The sequence below is a fragment of the Streptomyces sp. NPDC002076 genome, from assembly GCF_053593835.1.
Genome location: NZ_JBSFDI010000001.1, coordinates 846,260 through 864,059, shown reverse-complemented (window position 1 = coordinate 864,059; position 17,800 = coordinate 846,260). Strand labels below are relative to the sequence as shown.

14 protein-coding genes and 1 pseudogene are annotated in these 17,800 nt (G+C 68.9%); 4 read left to right on the top strand and 11 right to left on the bottom strand.

The annotated features are described in order from the left end of the window. The first annotated feature begins 67 nt into the window (after window positions 1-67). Window positions 68-1,060 carry a porphobilinogen synthase gene (hemB, locus tag ACWCQS_RS04120; protein ID WP_451002974.1) on the top strand — a complete coding sequence of 331 codons (993 nt, stop codon included), beginning with the start codon at window positions 68-70 and terminating at the stop codon, window positions 1,058-1,060. A gap of 89 nt (window positions 1,061-1,149) precedes the next feature. Here hemB and ACWCQS_RS04115 read toward each other — a convergent pair whose 3' ends face one another. Then, window positions 1,150-1,968 (bottom strand): DUF4253 domain-containing protein, encoded by an 819-nt coding sequence (locus tag ACWCQS_RS04115; RefSeq protein ID WP_451002973.1) that lies wholly within the window; start codon window positions 1,966-1,968, stop codon window positions 1,150-1,152. A gap of 141 nt (window positions 1,969-2,109) precedes the next feature. On the opposite strand from ACWCQS_RS04115, the gene ACWCQS_RS04110 reads away from it, so the two are divergent. After that, window positions 2,110-3,273, top strand: coding sequence for a hypothetical protein (locus ACWCQS_RS04110; protein ID WP_451002972.1), 1,164 nt, complete (start codon window positions 2,110-2,112; stop codon window positions 3,271-3,273). On the opposite strand, the pseudogene ACWCQS_RS04105 reads toward ACWCQS_RS04110, so the two are convergent. The 6 genes and pseudogenes from ACWCQS_RS04105 to argS form a co-directional block, all read right to left on the bottom strand. Continuing rightward, window positions 3,260-3,532: pseudogene (locus ACWCQS_RS04105) on the bottom strand (VOC family protein); the annotation flags it as partial. The gene ACWCQS_RS04110 and the pseudogene ACWCQS_RS04105 overlap by 14 nt on opposite strands. Before the next feature lie 33 nt (window positions 3,533-3,565). Continuing rightward, window positions 3,566-4,123: an SUKH-4 family immunity protein gene (locus tag ACWCQS_RS04100; protein ID WP_451002971.1), complete on the bottom strand. Its 558-nt coding sequence runs from the start codon at window positions 4,121-4,123 to the stop codon at window positions 3,566-3,568. Between the two features lie 20 nt (window positions 4,124-4,143). After that, window positions 4,144-5,790 carry a nucleic acid/nucleotide deaminase domain-containing protein gene (locus tag ACWCQS_RS04095; protein WP_451002970.1) on the bottom strand — a complete coding sequence of 549 codons (1,647 nt, stop codon included), beginning with the start codon at window positions 5,788-5,790 and terminating at the stop codon, window positions 4,144-4,146. Window positions 5,791-5,883: 93 nt separating this feature from the next. Next, complete coding sequence (locus tag ACWCQS_RS04090; protein ID WP_451002969.1) at window positions 5,884-7,590, bottom strand: hypothetical protein; 1,707 nt, start codon at window positions 7,588-7,590, stop codon at window positions 5,884-5,886. After that, window positions 7,587-8,462 carry a nucleic acid/nucleotide deaminase domain-containing protein gene (locus ACWCQS_RS04085; RefSeq protein WP_451002968.1) on the bottom strand — a complete coding sequence of 292 codons (876 nt, stop codon included), beginning with the start codon at window positions 8,460-8,462 and terminating at the stop codon, window positions 7,587-7,589. Before ACWCQS_RS04085 ends, ACWCQS_RS04090 begins: the two co-directional genes overlap by 4 nt. Before the next feature lie 55 nt (window positions 8,463-8,517). After that, entirely contained in the window at window positions 8,518-10,296 is a 1,779-nt protein-coding gene (gene argS, locus ACWCQS_RS04080) for an arginine--tRNA ligase (RefSeq protein WP_451002967.1), read from the bottom strand. A 149-nt stretch (window positions 10,297-10,445) separates the two neighbouring features. On the opposite strand from argS, the gene lysS reads away from it, so the two are divergent. Then, on the top strand, window positions 10,446-12,185 hold the full coding sequence (gene lysS / locus ACWCQS_RS04075) for a lysine--tRNA ligase (RefSeq protein ID WP_451002966.1): 1,740 nt from the start codon (window positions 10,446-10,448) through the stop codon (window positions 12,183-12,185). Between the two features lie 57 nt (window positions 12,186-12,242). Here the strand turns inward: lysS and ACWCQS_RS04070 are convergent, their stop codons facing one another. From ACWCQS_RS04070 to ACWCQS_RS04060, 3 genes are all read right to left on the bottom strand, one after another. After that, window positions 12,243-13,502, bottom strand: a complete 1,260-nt coding sequence (locus ACWCQS_RS04070; protein WP_451002965.1) for a DUF2637 domain-containing protein — start codon at window positions 13,500-13,502, stop codon at window positions 12,243-12,245. Window positions 13,503-13,604: 102 nt separating this feature from the next. Continuing rightward, complete coding sequence (locus ACWCQS_RS04065; protein WP_451002964.1) at window positions 13,605-14,480, bottom strand: DUF3558 domain-containing protein; 876 nt, start codon at window positions 14,478-14,480, stop codon at window positions 13,605-13,607. Between the two features lie 128 nt (window positions 14,481-14,608). Further along, window positions 14,609-15,487, bottom strand: a complete 879-nt coding sequence (locus tag ACWCQS_RS04060; RefSeq protein WP_451002963.1) for a DUF3558 domain-containing protein — start codon at window positions 15,485-15,487, stop codon at window positions 14,609-14,611. Between the two features lie 223 nt (window positions 15,488-15,710). Between ACWCQS_RS04060 and ACWCQS_RS04055 the strand changes: the two genes are divergently transcribed. After that, on the top strand, window positions 15,711-16,904 hold the full coding sequence (locus tag ACWCQS_RS04055; protein WP_451003025.1) for an RtcB family protein: 1,194 nt from the start codon (window positions 15,711-15,713) through the stop codon (window positions 16,902-16,904). 179 nt (window positions 16,905-17,083) lie between these two features. Here the strand turns inward: ACWCQS_RS04055 and ACWCQS_RS04050 are convergent, their stop codons facing one another. Further along, window positions 17,084-17,719 carry an LAGLIDADG family homing endonuclease gene (locus tag ACWCQS_RS04050; protein WP_451003024.1) on the bottom strand — a complete coding sequence of 212 codons (636 nt, stop codon included), beginning with the start codon at window positions 17,717-17,719 and terminating at the stop codon, window positions 17,084-17,086. Between the last annotated feature and the right edge of the window lie 81 nt (window positions 17,720-17,800).

Here is a 17,800-nt window from a genome sequence, read left to right as displayed (position 1 = left end):
GGAGTCAGTGAGCGGGCCGACAGGGCGTCGGCAAAGGCGGGGGCCCGGCGGGCGTAGCGTAGAAGGCATGACGAAGTACGGATCCTTCCCCGGTACGCGTCCCCGGCGGCTGCGCACCTCGCCCGTCATGCGCCGCATGGTCGCCGAGACGCGCCTGCACCCGGCCGACTTCATCCTTCCGGCGTTCGTCCGGGAGGGTGTGAGCGAGCCCGTGCCGATCGCCACCATGCCCGGGGTCGTCCAGCACACCCGCGACAGCCTGAAGAAGGCCGCGCTTGAGGCCGTCGAGGCCGGGGTCTCCGGGATCATGCTGTTCGGCGTGCCGGAGGAGAGCAAGAAGGACGCCGTCGGGACGCCGGGCACCGATCCGGACGGGATCCTTCAGGTCGCCCTCCGGGACGTACGCGCCGAGGTCGGCGACGACCTGCTCGTCATGTCCGACCTGTGCCTGGACGAGACCACCGACCACGGGCACTGCGGGGTCCTGGACGCCCAGGGCCGTGTCGACAACGACGCGACCCTGGAGCGGTACGCCGAGATGGCGCAGGTCCAGGCCGACGCCGGCGCCCATGTCGTCGGCCCGAGCGGGATGATGGACGGTCAGATCGGCGTCGTCCGTGACGCGCTCGACCAGATCGGGCGCGAGGACGTGGCGATCCTCGCCTACACCGCCAAGTACTCGTCCGCCTTCTACGGCCCCTTCCGCGAGGCCGTGGCGTCGTCGCTGCAGGGCGACCGCAAGACGTACCAGCAGGACCCGGCCAACTGGCGCGAGTCCCTGCGGGAGCTGGCGCTCGATCTGGAGGAGGGCGCGGACATGGTCATGGTCAAGCCGGCCGGGCCGTACCTCGACATCCTCGCCCGGGTCGCGGACGCCGTGGACGTGCCCGTCGCCGCCTACCAGATCTCCGGCGAGTACGCGATGATCGAGGCCGCCGCCGAGAAGGGCTGGGTCGACCGCGACCAGGCCATCTTCGAGACCCTGACCGGCATCAAGCGCGCCGGGGCCCGGAACATCCTCACGTACTGGGCGACCGAGGCGGCGCAGAAGCTGCGCTGAGCCGGACGCGAGCATGCTGCGGCCCTCGGACCGGCTCGGAGTGGAGCCGGACCGGGGGTCGTGTGCTTGTCAGGGAGCTCCGGCCGGGGTCAGTCCCACCAGAAGGCCCAGGCGGGTGCCCCTATCAGGTCCTTCGCGTAGGCGCGGAAGGTGTCCTGCTCGCCCTGGAGCACGTTGTCCGGGCAGAACGCGAAGTGCTCCGCCGCCACCGCCTCGGCGTCCTCCTCGGTGGCCGGCGGAGCCGCCACCGAGACGACCAGGGAGTCCAGGCCGAGGGCCACCACCCGTATGCCGAAGCGGTCCTCCCAGGAACGCAGCACCGCGCACATCCGGGCCACGTCACTCTCGTAGTTCACCGGGCCGGTCCAGCCGATCGCCGCCGGGATGTCGGCGGACCGGCGGGCCGGGACCAGGGCGAGGTGCGCCTCCTCGATCATCGCGCCCCGACCGCCCTTGAGCGCGTCGGCGACCTGCGCGGCGCGGGTGTCCGGGTCCGCGGAGAGGGAGCCGGCCGGTGCGAGACCGGGCCACTCGCCCCCGAACGGCTCGATCTCCTCGTCGAGCTCGCCGTCCTGCGTCTCCTCCTCCCAGTACTCCGCCAGGACCTCCTCGGCGTCGTGATCGCCCGGGTACGACGTCTCACCCGGGCGCAGCGCCCAGTCCTCCGGTCCGCCCCGGGACTCCGCCAGGTCCACGAGCACCGGCAGCAGACCGGCGCGAGCGGCCGGCGCGCCCAGCGCCTTCCACGTGCCTGGCGCGGCCGGCTTCTCCGCATGCCACAGCAGAGGGTCGTGCCAGGGCCCGTCGTACGTCATGTCGACGAGCCTGCCGGGCGGCAGTTGAAGCCCGAGGGTACGGCCGCTGGGGTCGGTGGCCAGCTTGGGCAGCGGGTTGGGAAGAGTCGCCATACCCGTGACTGTAAGGCCCGCCACTGACAAAGCCGTTGAGCTGCGTATGCGATGAACCCATAACCGCCGCAACCGCTCTTACCGGAGGGTGTTGTGATGGGCGGGGACACGGTGACCGTGTGACGGGAAGGACGGAGGAACGTGCGGATCGGGCGTTACCCCGTGCGGTGGCACATCGTGCTGCTCACGCTGTGGACGGCCGTCTGGTTCGTGGTGGCCGAACGCCACGCGGCCGTGTCCTGGCACTATCTGCGCCAGGGCGAGCAACTGCTCTTCGGCCAGGCCTCCGGCGGCGGCCTCGCCCTCTACGCCAACCACCCCGAGCTGCAGATCGGCCCGGTCAGCTTCCTGGCCGCCGGCCTCTTCGCACCCTTCTCACCCGACCTTGGTGAGAAACTGGCCGACGCGTTCATGTCCGGGCTCGGCCTGTACATGCTCGTCCTGATCGGCCGTGCCGCCGCCGACCACTACCTCGGCACCGGCGTCAACCACAAACGCCTCCAGCAGCGCGTCCTGGTCGCCGGGGCGGCCTTCATTCCCATGTGGGTCGAGGTCGCGGTCCGCTTCGCTCACCTCGACGACGTACTGGCCCTCTTCTTCACCACGCTCGCGGTACGCGCACTGGTCCGGGGCAACGCGACGGCGGTGGGCGTGCTCCTGGCCCTTGCGGTCGACTCCAAACCCTGGGCGGTCGGCTTCCTGCCGCTGCTGCTGGCTCTGCCCCGCCCGGTCCGCCTGCGCTCGGCGACCTGGACCGTCGCGCTGGTGGCGGCAGCGTGGCTCCCCTTCTATCTGACCCACCTGGAAACCCTGCACGCGGCCCGCTTCACGATCCCCAACCAACCGGCGTCCTCCCTGCGCTGGTTCGGCGTGAACGACCGCGTGACGCCGTGGTGGGACCGTCCCGCGCAGATGGCGTTGGGCATGGGTCTCGGTGCCCTGGCGGTACGGCGGGGCCGCTGGCCGGCGGTGGTCTTCCTGGCCGCCGACGCGCGCGTCCTCCTCGACCCCAGCGTGTACACGTACTACAACGCCTCGGTCCTCCTGGGCACCCTGATCTGGGACTCCATCGGCCAGCGCCGCCTGGTTCCGTGGGTCAGCTGGATTGCGCTGATCTCCCTCTACGGCGGCGCCCTGCTGATCCCGTCGGACTCCACCCGGGGCTTCCTCCGCCTGGCGTTCTGCATCGGCTCGGCGGCGTACGTCCTGCTGTGGCCCCAGCGGGCGCCTCGCGGCCGCCGCCGAGGCCGAGGGGGCGGACGTCGCGAGCCGGTCCAGGGGGCTCTCGTCCGACCAGCGTCGTGATGCAGAACGGGTGCCCGGCGGGGTCCAGCAGCACCCGCCACCGCTCCCCGCCCGGCTGGAACTCGGGCTTGTCGGCGCCCAGTTCAAGCAAATGCTTCTCGGCGGCGTCCAGGTCGTCCACGCCCAGCTCGATGTGCGCCTGCTTCTCCTGCGCCGGGTCCGGCCAGGTGGGCGGGCGGTAATCCGCGAGGCGGTTGAAGCCGAGGCCGGTCGCGCCCTCCCTGCCGAGGAGGACGAAGTCGGTGCTGGAGTAGAGGACCTACATGCCGAGCAGCTCGCCAGCAAGGGAGTCTCACCACATGCCGTTCTCGAACTCCTCAAGCGACAGGTTCCACTGAGATTCCTCGTCCGCGAATGGAGTGGGATCGAAGGCACCGACAACGCGCCGGAAACGCTCGGACAGTTCCGTTCGGTCCATGTTGTTGTCGTGGCCGACTTCGAGCTTTCGGAACTCGATGAGACTGAGGAGAAGCGATTCGACATCGCGGTGCAGGAGGATATATTGCGATTCACTCTCAGGAAAGGCGTACACCTTTCCTGAGATCGGGTCGAGCGCGATGAGCGAGGTGAACAGGTATCCCAGCATCCACCACGTCCGACTTTCCTCCGGGCAGGACCAGTCGTAATGATCGAAGCGGCTGCCGATGATGAGCGGGTCGAAGCCCGGCTCGTACGGGTCCTCCGGATCCTCTTTGGAGGTGAAGACTTCCGACTGCGGAAGTCCCACGGAACTGAGGAGGGACAACGCGCGCGAGTCGACGGGTTCGGCGACGGAGAATTGTGGATAGTAGACCACATTGGTCAGGCCGTAGGCGTCGAGCATGGCGCTGGGGGTGACGGTGAAATGCATGGGCGCATCCTAGCGTGCCGCTAAAGTCCGAGGGCTTTCTTCAGGCCGTTCACGTACTTGGTGTGTTCCGCGTTGGTGGTCTTCATGTTCTGGTCGTAGTAGTCCGCGGCGTGGGTGACCTTGAAATCCTGTCCGAAATGGTAGCTCAGCCAGCGGGCGCATACCGGATTCTTTTGGCAGGGTTCTCGTTCCGTGAATATTTCTTTGAGTCTGTGCCCTTGGTCTGAGTGCAGGATCGGGAATCCGATCATTCGCTCGGAATGCCCCCGCTTGTTGCTGTAGCCGACGAGAATCGATTCCCTGCCGCCCGCATCGATGTAGCGACCTGCCGCGTAGTTCGTCCCATCGAAGTCGTCCCGCGCGACACGGGCTGCCTGCGTGGCCCGGGCCAGATCGCTGGTGGATGCATCGATCTTCTTGGACTGCACCCTGTCTTTATGGGCTTCCTCTGCGTAGAACTCCGACTTCTGTTTCTGCGTCGAAGGAATGTAGAAACGGCCGTCGTCGCCGACGATGCCGTGGAGACGCTTTCTGTCGTGGTCGTCGAGCTCTGCCGTACCGCCGTCGGTATGCAGTCGCTGCACGGACCCGTCGGCGTGCATCAGATACACACGTTGCTCGCCGTCCTTGCCCGTCCTGATGCCCTTGGCCCGCAGCCCGATCTCGTTGTCGATCTCCTTGTGGTGCCGGGAGACCGCCTTCGCACGATTCGGAATCGTCTCGGTGAGGTGTTTGCCGATCTTGCCGAGGGCCTTCTCGCAGCCGTGCAGGGCGCCATGGATCATCGAGTCGAAGGCTTGGGTGAAGGGGTCCTTGCCCCTGGTGCGGCCGAACAGGCCCTTGGCCCGGCCGAGTGGGGAGGCGCTGTTCGCGTGGAGTTCGCTGCCGTGGAAGGAGAGCTTGCCGGCTCCGCTCTCGAACGCCTCGTGGTCGATGTGGAGGTCGCCGCCCGAGCCGGAACCGCCGGACGCGGAGGCTAGTTCCATGCCACCGCCGGCTCCCGCCGAGGCCAGCTGCATGCCGCCATGCCCGTGCCCGTGACCACCGCCGGCGCCGCCGCCCGCGCCGGAGCCAGTCGGGCCGGGCGGCAGGGTGAACGCGTCCTCCGCCAGATTCAGCACCGCGTCCTCGATCATCGCCTCCAGCTTGGCGTTGACCGGTGCGGTGACCCGGGCGACCAGCTCGTCCACGATGCGGTCGGCGGCCTCGTCGATGATGCGTTTCACCAACTGCCGCATGGCCGTGACCTCGGCCGCGCCCAGCACGGCGGACAGGCCTCCGGTGACGAAGGACAGGCCGACCGACAGGCCCACCGAGCCCGCCATGACGGCGAGTTCGGCCTCGGCCTTCGTCTTCATTCCGAAGACGATGTCCGCGACCACGTCCAGCGCGTCGGCGAAGAGGCGGGCCAGTTCCGGGATCTTGTCCAGGTGGCCGGCCTTGACCTGGTTCCAGTGGGTCTGCATGGAGTGGACGGCCCAGCCGTGCGAGGAGGCCAGGATCTGCTCCACCGTCTTGTGCGCGTCCGCGCCGTGGCCCTCGAACTTGTCGGCGAACTCCCGCATGGCGTGGGCCATGTCGCGGTAGTCGTCCTCATCGACATTGGGGAAGTGGATGCCGATGAAGTCCAGGACCTCGTCCAGCCACCCCGGAATCGTGTAGCCCATCCCCCGTGACGCCCCCTCGTCCTCCCGATCATCATATGAGCACCAAAACCCTAACGAGGGAGGGCGGTTGGAGGGCAAGGGCGCCTTGGTGCTCTATGGCATGACTGTGACAACCTCTCCCGCTTTTCGGGCTGGGCGCAGGTGCACCAGCCGCTCGTCGGTGCCGATCAGGAGCGTCCCGGCACCAGTCACCGCCAGCGCGTGCACCGGGGCTCCGTGCCAGTAGTCGCGGACCGTGCCTTCCTCGTCCAAGGTGTGGTGTTCGACCAGGCCGTCCCCCCAGGCGATGGCCAGTACCGGTCCGGCGTCAGTGGTCGCTGCCGCCAGGGCCGTCACGGGGCACGGCCGCGATCGGACAGGGGAGGCCAGCGGGTCCGCTCCCGGGCCCCACACCCGTACCGTGCCGTCGTGTCCGCCGCTGTAGAGCAGGGGTATGCCCGGTCCCTCCTTGGACGGCGTCAGGCGCAGGGCCGCTACGGCAGCGACGCCACCCTCGTGCAGGTGCGCTGCGAAGCCCCCTGACTCTCCGTCCACTTCGGAGAAGGCGTGCACTTGGCCGGTGGCGTCCCCCACCGCGAGCAAACCCTCGCAGAACGACAACGCCACGGCGATCGCACCGAGTTGGGCTTGCGCCGCTTCCGTCAGCCGTTCCAGCGGCGTGGGCCCGTCCGCCAGCAGTGCCGCCAGCCCCGTGCCCCTCGGAGCCGAGGGGCTGTGCCGGACGCGCAGCCGTCCCTGCGCGTCCAGGACGAGCACGTCGCCCTCCGGCGTCGCCGCCACAGCGCGCGTCCCCTGCACCGGCTCCGGCAGCCGGCCGGCCGGAGCCGCGTCCGCCTCGTCCACCAGCCGGATCGTGCCCTGGTGATCGGCCACCACCAGCTTCCCGTCGAGTCGTCCACGCCCCGACGACAGTGCATGTGCCGGTCCCGGCCACGGCGGCCGGACATCGCCGCACACCCTGCGCCAGACCACCTGCCATGCGGCTCCCTCGGCCAGCGCCGCCAGTGTCTGCGGCAGCCTCGGGTCGGCGTCGTCGCCCAGTGCGGCGAGGAGCCCGACGGCCCGGTCCGCCGGTGACAGCTCACGGGTCAGGGAGGCTCCCGCCCGCAGCCATGCCGCCCGCAGGCCTCCGTGAGCATCGGCGGAGCGCTCGTAGCCGATGGACACCTGCCAGGGGTCCGCCGTGCAGATCGCGGTGGGGTCGTTCAAGTCGACCGGGCGCGCGGGACGTTTCAGCGGCGCCTGGCGGCCGGCCGGGCGGGTGGCCGCCCAGGCGGCGTACCGCTCCGGGTCCGTCCACTGCGGCTGGTCGAGGTCCATCACAGCCGAGGGGGCGGCCGTGAGAGTCGCGGCCTCGCCGCTGCCGCTCCGTATCTCGACGAGCAGCCGGATGTGCGGCAACTCCAAAAGGGCCAGAGCGAGTTCGGCCACGCCTGTGGCGTCCTCCGCCGCGTGCAGCTCCGGCAGCACGATCACCGTACGCCGCTCGTCGGCCGCCAGCGCGGCCACCAACTCGCCCGGGGTGCGGGCGGCCACCATCAGCTGCTGGGACAGTGTCCAGGCGGCCGTGAGGGCGCTCTCCCCGGTCAGGGGCACGAAACCGTGGACCCGGCGCTCCCGCTGCGTCCCCTCCCGCGTCCCGTGCCCGATCAGCCACGCAAGCAAGGTCGACTTGCCGCATCCCTCGCCGCCGGTGACGACACACAGGCGAGGGGCCTCGGGATCCGCCAGCCAGCCCAGCAGAGCGGCGGCGGCCGGTTCGCGTCCCGCCGCGGGGCGGGACCAGCTGAGCTCGGTCACTGGTTGCCCGCCTGCCGGGCCGCGTGCGTGATCAACTCCTTGAGTCCCTCTTCCCGCGACTCCGCCGTCGAGCCGTAGTCGAAGCTGTGCGTGAACTCCGCGTGCGGGAAGGTCGCTTGAAGCCAGACCGCGCAGTAGTGGCCCGGCATCATGCACGGCTCCAGCTCGCAGTAGACGCGCCGGACCTGCTCCGGGGCCACCCCTTGCGCGTGCAGGCGCTGCCACACCAGCTCCTCCGGGTGCGGGCGCCCCGGACCGGTTGCGTCGGTGACGATCTGCTTGGCACCGGAGGCATCGACGTATTCGAACGCCGACGAGAACGGGAAGTTCAACGTGTGCCGTACGTCGTCCAGCACCTTCGGCCACCAGCTCTCGCGCTCCTCGAACGCGGCGGCGTCGATCTGGCGCAGCTCGGCGTTGAGTTCGCGGAAGGCAGCGGCGGCCACCGGGAGGCTGGTCGAGGCGGCGATCACCGGAAGGCGGCGGTCCAGGGCGGCCAGCGAGGCGTTGAAGGCCGAGACGGTGGAGCTGACGAACATGTCGTCCTCGTCCAGGCCCAGGAACACTGCCTGCACCGCGCCGTCCGGCCGTACGCACAAGTGAGCCAGCGGGTCCGTGCCGGTGCTCAGCCAGTTCTCCCGCCCGGCGGGCGCGGGCAGTCCGTGATGTCCGGCCCACATTCCCAGGGTCGGCGCGTCGCTCTCGGCTGCCGCGGTGAAGTATGGCTGCACGTGCAGCGGAACCCCGGTGGTCGCCAGTACCTCGCGGGTCGCGTCGGGCAGCTGGACCCCGTACGAGGCGGGCACCGTCAACCGGCGCATGCCGTCCGCGCCGAAGTGGGCCGCGGACGGGTCGGGGACTCGCTCGGACATCGGGCTCCCTCAGAGTCTGTGGAGACGGGTCTCCCCAGACTCTAAGGGCTGCCGGTCAGAGCTTCTCGGGCGTCCTGATCCCCAGCAGGGCCATCCCCTGGTGCAGGGTGCGGGCCGTGATGTCGCACAGGAAGAGGCGGTTCTCCACCTGGGCCGGCGTCTCGGCCTTCAGGACCGGGCACTTGTCGTAGAAGGACGTGTAGAGGGACGCCAGCTGGTAGAGGTACCCGGCCAGCTTGTGCGGGGCGTACTCCGCCGCCGCCTCCGCCACCGTCTCCGCGAAGGCGTCGACGTGCAGGCCCAGGGCGCGCTCCGCCTCGGCCAGTTCCAGCTCCGGGTGCGCGGCCGGGCGGGTCCCGCCGGCCTTGCGGAGGATGGACTGGATACGGGCGTACGCGTACTGCAGGTAGACGGACGTGTCGCCGTTCAGGGACACCATCTGGTCCAGGTCGAACTTGTAGTCCCGGTTCGCCGAGGTCGACAGGTCCGCGTACTTCACCGCGCCGATGCCCACCTGGGCGCCCCGCTCGGCGATCTCCTCCTCGGACAGGTCCTGGGCCTTCTCCCGTACGACGGCCGAGGCGCGGTCGATCGCCTCGTCGAGGAGGTCGACCAGGCGGACCGTCTCGCCCTCACGCGTCTTGAACGGCTTGCCGTCCTTGCCGAGGACCGTGCCGAAGGCCAGCTGGAAGGCGGTGACGTCCTCGTTCAGCCAGCCGGCCCGGCGCGCCGTCTCGAAGACCATCTTGAAGTGCAGGGCCTGGCGGGCGTCCACCACATAGACGAGGTTGTTCGCCTTCAGGTTGAAGACGCGGTCGCGGATGGCGGACAGGTCCGTCGCCGCGTAGCCGTAGCCGCCGTCCGACTTCTGGACGATCAGCGGGACCGGGTTGCCGTCCGGGCCCTTGATGTCGTCGAAGAAGACGCACAGGGCGCCCTCCGAGCGGACCGCGACACCCGACTCCTCCAGGAGGCGGCAGGTCTCGGCCAGCATGTCGTTGTAACCGGACTCGCCGACGATGTCGGGGTCGCGGATCTCCATGTCCAGCTTCTCGAAGACGGAGAAGAAGTAGATCTTCGACTCGTCCACGAACTTCTGCCACGTGGCCAGGGTGTGCGGGTCGCCGGCCTGGAGGTCGACCACCCGGCGGCGCGCCCGCGTCTTGAACTCCTCGTCGGAGTCGAAGAGCTTCCGCGCGGCCTTGTAGAGGCGGTCGAGGTTCGACATCGCCTCCTCGCCCGAAGCCAGCGTGTCCTCGGTGGACGCCTTGTGGTCCAGCTCGTGCGGGTGCTCGTCCAGGTACTGGATGAGCATGCCGAACTGGGTGCCCCAGTCGCCGATGTGGTGACGGCGGATCACGTTCTCGCCGGTGAACTCCAGGAGCTGGACCACCGAGTCGCCGATCACCGCCGACCGCAGGTGGCCGACGTGCATCTCCTTCGCCACGTTCGGCTGTGCGTAGTCGATCACCGTCGTGCCCGGCTGCGCGGCGGTCGGCACGCCGAGGCGGCCCGTCTCGTCCGCGTACCGCGCGGCCAGGTTCCCGGTGATCGCGCGGTCCGCGATCGTGATGTTCAGGAAGCCGGGGCCGGAGACCTCGACGTCCTTGATCAGCTCGTCACCCGTCACCACCTGGGAGACGACCTGCGTCGCCAGTTCCCTCGGGTTCGCCTTCGCCTTCTTGGCCAGGGCCAGGATCCCGTTGGCCTGGAAGTCGGCCCGGTCGCTTCGTCGCAGCAGCGGGTCCGCGCCGGCGGCCTCCGGCAGCGTGGCCGAGAGGGCGGACGCGAGGTGCTGCTGGACGTTGTCGCTGAGGGACGTGACCGAGGCCATAGGAATGGGTGCCGTTCTCCTCGTGGGGATGGATAGACCCAGCCAGTATCCCACGGCAGGTAAAGCCGTTTTCGCCGTCGCATCCCGGTCTGTGAGAATGGAGTGTCACCCCGATCAGATGGAGTGCCACCCCATTCAGAAAGAAGGACGTGCCGATCGTGGCTCAGAGCACCGAGACCACCGACTGGGTCTCCCGTTTCGCGGATGAGGTCATCGAGGAGTCGGAGCGCCGGGCCCCGGGTAAACCCGTTGTCGTCGCGTCCGGCCTCTCCCCCTCCGGCCCGATCCACCTCGGCAACCTGCGCGAGGTCATGACCCCGCACCTGGTCGCCGACGAGATCCGCCGCCGCGGGTACCAGGTCCGGCACCTGATCTCCTGGGACGACTACGACCGCTACCGCAAGGTCCCGGCGGGCGTCGCGGGCATCGACGAGACCTGGGCCGAGCACATCGGCAAGCCGCTGACCTCGGTGCCGGCGCCGCGCGGGTCGTCGTACCCGAACTGGGCCGAGCACTTCAAGGCCGCGATGATCGCCTCGCTCGCCGAGCTGGGTGTCGAGTTCGACGGGATCAGCCAGACGGCGCAGTACACCTCCGGCGCCTACCGCGAGCAGATCCTGCACGCCATGAGGCACCGCGGTGACATCGACGCGATCCTCGCCCAGTACCGCACGAAGAAGGCCCCGAAGAAGCAGCAGCAGAAGGCCGTCGACGAGGCCGAGCTGGAGGCCGAGGAGGGCTCGGGCGCCGCGTCCGAGGACGACGGCAGCTCCGGCTCCGCCGGGTACTTCCCGTACAAGCCGTACTGCGGCAACTGCGAGAAGGACCTGACGACCGTCACCTCGTACGACGACGACTCCACCGAGCTGGCCTACACCTGCACCGCGTGCGGCTTCGCCGAGACCGTCCGGCTCAGCGAGTTCAACCGCGGCAAGCTGGTCTGGAAGGTCGACTGGCCCATGCGCTGGGCGTACGAGGGCGTCGTCTTCGAGCCGAGCGGTGTCGACCACTCCTCGCCGGGCTCGTCCTTCCAGGTCGGCGGGCAGATCGTCGGGATCTTCGGCGGGAAGCAGCCGATCGGCCCGATGTACGCGTTCGTGGGCATCAGCGGCATGGCGAAGATGTCGTCGTCGCGCGGCGGGGTCCCGACCCCCGCCGACGCGCTGAAGATCATGGAGCCGCAGATCCTGCGCTGGCTCTACGCCCGCCGCAAGCCCAACCAGTCCTTCAAGATCGCCTTCGACCAGGAGATCCAGCGGCTGTACGACGAGTGGGACAAGCTGGCCGGGAAGGTCGCCGACGGCTCCGCGCTGCCGGCCGACGTGGCCGCGTACACCCGCGCGGTCGGCACGGCCGCCGGTGAGCTGCCGAAGACGCCGCGCCCGCTGCCGTACCGCACCCTCGCGTCCGTCGCCGACATCACCGCCGGGCACGAGGACCAGGCCCTGCGGATCCTGTCCGAGCTGGACCCGGACCAGCCGCTCGCGTCCCTGGACGAGGCGCGGCCGCGGTACGACAGGGCCGAGGCCTGGATCAACACGCACGTGCCCGCCGACCAGCGGACCATCGTGCGCGAGGAGCCCGACGCCGAGCTGCTGAAGTCCCTCGACGAGGCCTCCCAGCAGTCGGTGCGGCTGCTGCTGGACGGGCTCGCCGACCACTGGTCGCTCGACGGCCTGACCCACCTCGTGTACGGCGTGCCCAAGGTGCAGGCCGGCTTCCCGGCCGACGCCACACCGAAGGAGCTGCCGGCCGAGATCAAGACGGCTCAGCGGTCCTTCTTCGCCCTGCTGTACCACCTGCTCGTCGGGCGGGACACCGGCCCCCGGCTGCCCACGCTGCTGCTCGCGGTGGGGCAGGAGCGGGTGCGGGCCCTGCTCGGGGAGTAGCCGCGACATACGAGGAGGGGGCGCCCGGCATCACCGGGCGCCCCCTCCTCGTCTGCGTCACGCGATGTGGTCTTCTTCGAGTTCTGCGGAGTGGCGCTGCTGGAAGCGCTCCGCGAGGGCCTTCAGCGCGCTGGGGCTCAGCGTCGTCCCGAACGTCGCCTGGATGTTGTCGCCGAGGACCCGGGGCGTGGGGTAGCTGCCGTCGATCGACTGGCGGAAGACCTGGTAGTAGGCCTCCTCGTCGGGTTCGGGGGTGCCGCCGCCCTCACCCAGTTCGCGGGTCCGGTTCGGGCCCACCGGGATGGGGAAGCTGCCGGTCTCCTCCGGCGAGGGCTGCTGGAACTGCTCGGGGGGCTGTTCCTCATACCACTCCTCGTACTGCTCCTCGGGGGCGTACTGAGGTTCTTGCAGCATCGGGTCGTAGGTGGGGTCGTAACCGCCGTGGTACTCGACCTCGCGCGGGGTCTGGAACCAGGGGCTCTGCTCGTCCACGGGGGCGCTTTCCGGCTGCCCGGTGTTCTGGCGGGGCAGTTCGGGGCGCTGCCCGCCGACGGGTGCCGCCTGCTGTGGGACGGGCGCCGCACCGGCGGCACGACTGCCCGCTGCCACGGCGGGTATCAGGCTGGGCTCGATGCCCGCCGCCGCGAGGCCTGCCGCGGCCGTCTCCGCCAGCGGGACCCCGTACCTCGCCAGCCGCAGCGGCATCAGGGACTCCACCGGAGCCTTTCTGCGCCACGCGCGGCCGAAGCGGGAGCGCAGGCGCGCCTGATAGACGAGACGTTCCTGCTCCAGCCTGATCACCTGGTCGTAGGAGCGCAGCTCCCACAGCTTCATACGGCGCCAGAGGAGAAAGGTGGGCAGGGGGGAGAGGAGCCAGCGGGTCAGCCGGACGCCCTCCATGTGCTTGTCCGCCGTGATGTCGGCGATCCGGCCGATCGCGTGCCGGGCCGCCTCCACCGCGACCACGAACAGCACCGGGATCACCGCGTGCATGCCGACGCCCAGCGGGTCCGGCCAGGCGGCCGCGCCGTTGAACGCGATCGTCGCCGCCGTCAGCAGCCACGCCGTCTGGCGCAGCAGCGGGAAGGGGATGCGGATCCAGGTCAGCAGCAGGTCCAGGGACAACAGGACACAGATGCCTGCGTCGATGCCCACCGGGAACACATAGGAGAAGTTCCCGAAGCCCTTCTTGAGGGCCAGCGCACGGACGGCCGCGTAGGAACCTGCGAAGCCGATGCCGGCGATGATCAAGGCGCCGGTCACGACCACGCCGATGAGAACGCGGTGCATCCGAGTCAGCTGCAGTGGCGCGGCCACGCGTACTCCCCTCCCCTTGCCTGTTGTTGCGCGCAACAGGGTGGCACACGCGAACGGCGAACGTGGTACCGGTCGGGTCTTCGGACCCTCCGGACCCCTCGGTCAGTTCGTCTTCGTGGCCGACTTGGACGGAGAAGCGCTGGAAGAGGCCGACTTGGACGGGGAGGCCGACTTCGACGGGGCCGACGACGCGGAACCCGCCGACGACGAGCCGCCGTTGGCGGACGCCACCGCCCCGACCGCCTCCTTGACCGCGCTCTCCGCGGCCTTCGTCAGGGCGTCGGCGTCCGGGGTCTTCTCGCCCGCGAGACCGGCGCCGTTGTAGTCGAGCGTGACGACCACGTTCTCGACCCGCGCGACCACCGTCTGCTGCTTGAACAGGCCTTCCTTCTTCTTCAGGTCGTAGCGCACCGCCGTCGCCTCCGAGCCCGTGCCGGACAGCGGGAGCTGCTTGACGTTCTGCGCGCCGGCCACCGACGCGGAATCCTTGACCTGCTGGACGAAGTACGTGTGGGCCTGCGTGTCACCGGCACCGCGCGTGCTGTCCGAGTCGAAACGGAGCAGGGACACGTTCAGCCACCGGAACTGCGAGCCCTTCACCCCGTTGTTGTCCAGGCTGCTCCAGGAGCAGGAGGTCCGCGACGACGGATCGTCCGAAGCGCCCTTCTTGCCCGACGTGTCCTTCGGCACCAGATCCGTCAGGGTCTTCTTCGACAGCACCGCACACGCGTCGGGCAGCTTCTGGTACGCGGCCGCCTGCACGGACGCGGACGTGCTCGCCGAGGGCGTCGTGCTGCCGCCCGTGGACTGCTGCGCGCTGCTGTCCGTGCCCTTGCCCTTGGAATCGCCCGAGTCCGACGAACAGGCGGCGGTGATCAGCACCGCCGGCACGGCTGCGGCGCAGACAAGAACACGGCTCAGGCGCTTGCCACGCATCCGTCGCTGGGCACGGTCGTCTCGCTGGGCTGCTCGCTGCATGGTTCCTTCACTCATGACGCTCGGTGTTCGTGCGGGTTCCTGCGGGGGCCCACGGTACGCGGTGAAGGAGCTGTGCGGTTTCGGTTCGGGTGCATTCCGCGCGGTGCGGCGAACGGCTCCCGCTGCGGTCAACCGCCCAGCGCGTCGTCCAGTTGAGCGGCCAGTTTACGGGCCCTGTCCTGCATTTCCTTGCTGTCGGGGACCGTTCCCACGGCCGTCGGCTGCTCCTCGTACTCGATGGTGACGACCACGTTGGACGTGCGGAACACCACAGTCACCGTCCGCTGTTCGGCCGTCGAACCGGACGAACCGAGCTGGTCGTCGATATACGCCTCGTCACCGAGATCGGTCAGCACCCGCGGCTGCAGATCGGCCGCGGCGGAATCCGAGGAGGAGGCGGAAGAGGAGGCGGAGGAGGAGCCGGAAGGGGAGGCGCCGGCACTCGCGGAGGACGACGCGGATCCGCTGGGCGACGGAGAGGACGTCGGCGTCGGCGCGCTCGTCCCGCTCGCCTGGTTCGTCCCGGTCGTCCCACCCGTCGCCGAGGAGCTGCTCGGCGCGGGGAGGTCGGCGGCCGACTCCTTGCCCGCGAACAGCTTCTTCGCCTGGTCGTCGTCGCTGACCGTGTTGTCGTACGACACCACGCGCTCGAAGTCGACCGAGAGGCGGTCGGTGGCGGCCGTGGACTCCACCTTCCAGCGGCAGCCGACCTTGCGATCGGTGTCATAGGTGAGCGCGGCCTGGCCCTGGTAGGCCTTGTCCCGCTGGGCGGGGTCGGCGATCTGCTTGATGCCGGGCAGCATCGAGTCGAGGGTGTCGTGGCCGACCGCGCCGCAGGGTTCGGGCAGCGTGCGGTACTTGCCGGGCTGGGCGACGGCCGAGGCGGTGCCGGCGTTGCCCGGATTGGCGTTGTCCGTCGGGCTGTCGCCGCTCGTGCCGCTCGTGCAGCCGGCCAGCAGCGCCGCGAGGAGGGCGGCGGTGCCGGTTACGTACGCCTTCCGCTGCACGGTCGGGCTCCTCTCGGGTGTGCGCTCGCTTGGTGCTCCAGTGTCCCCGCTGGTTATTCGCTTGCCGCAGCGGGGCGTCCCCTGGAGACAATGTGTATCGCACGCGCTGCCGTGGCCGCCGGTCCCTTGTCCTTTTTCGCCGGCGTCGGCGCTGCTTTTCCGCTTTGCTGCTAATAAGCCTTGTGTAAGCCTTTGTTGTCGTTTTCGGGGGAATGAGGAACGTATGTCGTACGTGGAGATGCCGGGCGCGAAGGTCCCGATCCGGATGTGGACCGACCCCGCGACGGTCGAGGACGTGGCCCTGCGTCAGCTCCAGAACGTGGCGACCCTGCCGTGGATCAAGGGCCTGGCCGTGATGCCGGACGTGCACTACGGCAAGGGCGCGACGGTCGGCTCCGTCATCGCCATGCGGGGCGCGGTGTGCCCGGCGGCGGTCGGGGTGGACATCGGGTGCGGGATGTCGGCGGTTAAGACGTCGCTGACGGCGAACGACCTGCCGGGTGACCTGTCGCGGCTGCGGTCGAAGATCGAGCAGGCGATTCCGGTGGGGCGGGGGATGCATGAGGATCCCGTGGAGCCGGGGGACTTCCATGGGCTGGCGACGTCCGGATGGGACGACTTCTGGGGGCGGTTCGACGGGGTGGCGGAAGCGGTCAAATTTCGTCAGGAGCGGGCTTATAAGCAGATGGGGACACTCGGAGGCGGGAATCACCTGATCGAATTGTGTCTGGATCAGACAAATTCGGTCTGGCTGATGTTGCACTCTGGTTCACGCAATATCGGCAAGGAACTAGCCGAGTACCACATCGGTGTCGCGCAGAAGCTCCCGCACAACCAGGGGCTGGTCGACCGTGACCTGGCGGTGTTCGTCTCGGACACCCCGCAGATGGCGGCGTACAGGAACGATCTCTACTGGGCGCAGGAGTACGCCAAGTACAACCGCGCGCTCATGATGGCGCTCCTGAAGGACGTGGTCCGCAAGGAGTTCAAGAAGGCCAAGCCGACGTTCCAGCCGGAGATCTCGTGCCACCACAATTACGTTGCTGAGGAGCGGTACGAGGGCATGGATCTGCTCGTGACCCGCAAGGGAGCGATCCGAGCCGGCTCCGGGGAATTCGGGATCATTCCGGGCTCGATGGGTACCAGCTCGTACATCGTGAAGGGCCTCGGGAACGAGAAGGCCTTCAACTCGGCGTCCCACGGGGCAGGTCGGCGTATGAGTCGCAACGCGGCGAAGCGGCACTTCACCGTCAAGGACCTTGAGGAACAGACGCGGGGTGTGGAGTGCCGCAAGGACGCGGGGGTACTGGATGAGATTCCGGGCGCCTACAAGAACATCGACCAGGTGATGGCGCAGCAGCGTGATCTCGTGGAGGTCGTGGCGAAGCTGAAGCAATTCATCTGTGTGAAGGGTTGATGAGCGAGGCACCCTGCACCGGCAGGGGGCCTCGCTCATCGGGTCACTGGTCGCTGGGCTTGGGAGCTTGGCCCGTGCGCAGGCGCCAGAGGCGGAGATTACAGCTTTGGACGGTCCTGCCGAGTACCTCAGCGGCAGTCGGCGGGCTGTTCAGCTGGAGCAGGATTCGGTCTTCGTGTTCAGTCCAGCGGCGCCTTGTGTATGCGGCCCTCATTCCTGCGGGGCGTGACCAAGCCGAGAGGGAGTCGGCGGCAGTGTGCTTGCGGTCCAGGGACAGGCAGCCGGGGTAGTACAGGTCGGCCGCCAGACGCTGGGCCACCTCCATCAGGTAGAGGATGTTGTAGATATCGTGGCGAGTGTTGCGCTTGAGGATGCGCTCGGCTCCCGTGGTGTCCCCTGGCGTAGTCGCGCAAGCAGGATGCGATGGCGGAGCTGGCCGTGGTGAGGGAGACGAATGGGAATCCCCTGCTGGTGAAGCCGACCGAGCCGTCTGCGTCGATCAGACCTCGCAGGTAGTCGCGGCGAGAGAACTCGGCGTCGGGCGGAGCGATCGTCTTGGACTTACTGCCGTAAGGCAGGCCGAGTTCGTTGATCCTGGTCCTGGCTTCAAGGGAACACAGGCTCCAGATCGCGGCGGTGTGGGATTCGGAGAAGTTGGTCGACCGGGTGCGTTCGGAGATGCCGCTGTTGTAGGGCGTTAGATTCTGGAACTTGCGCAGCAAGTCGACGTCGCAGGCGCTGAGTTCGACTGTCAGTCGCCCGCGTTGCCGTGACTGCTGGGACAGATGCCCATCCGCCTGCAAGAACCCGAACATGTATGCATACTCGGGCACTTTGAGGTCCATGAACCGATGGGCGCTAGGCTCGCATTCAGCCACAGGGAAGCCTCCACTTCC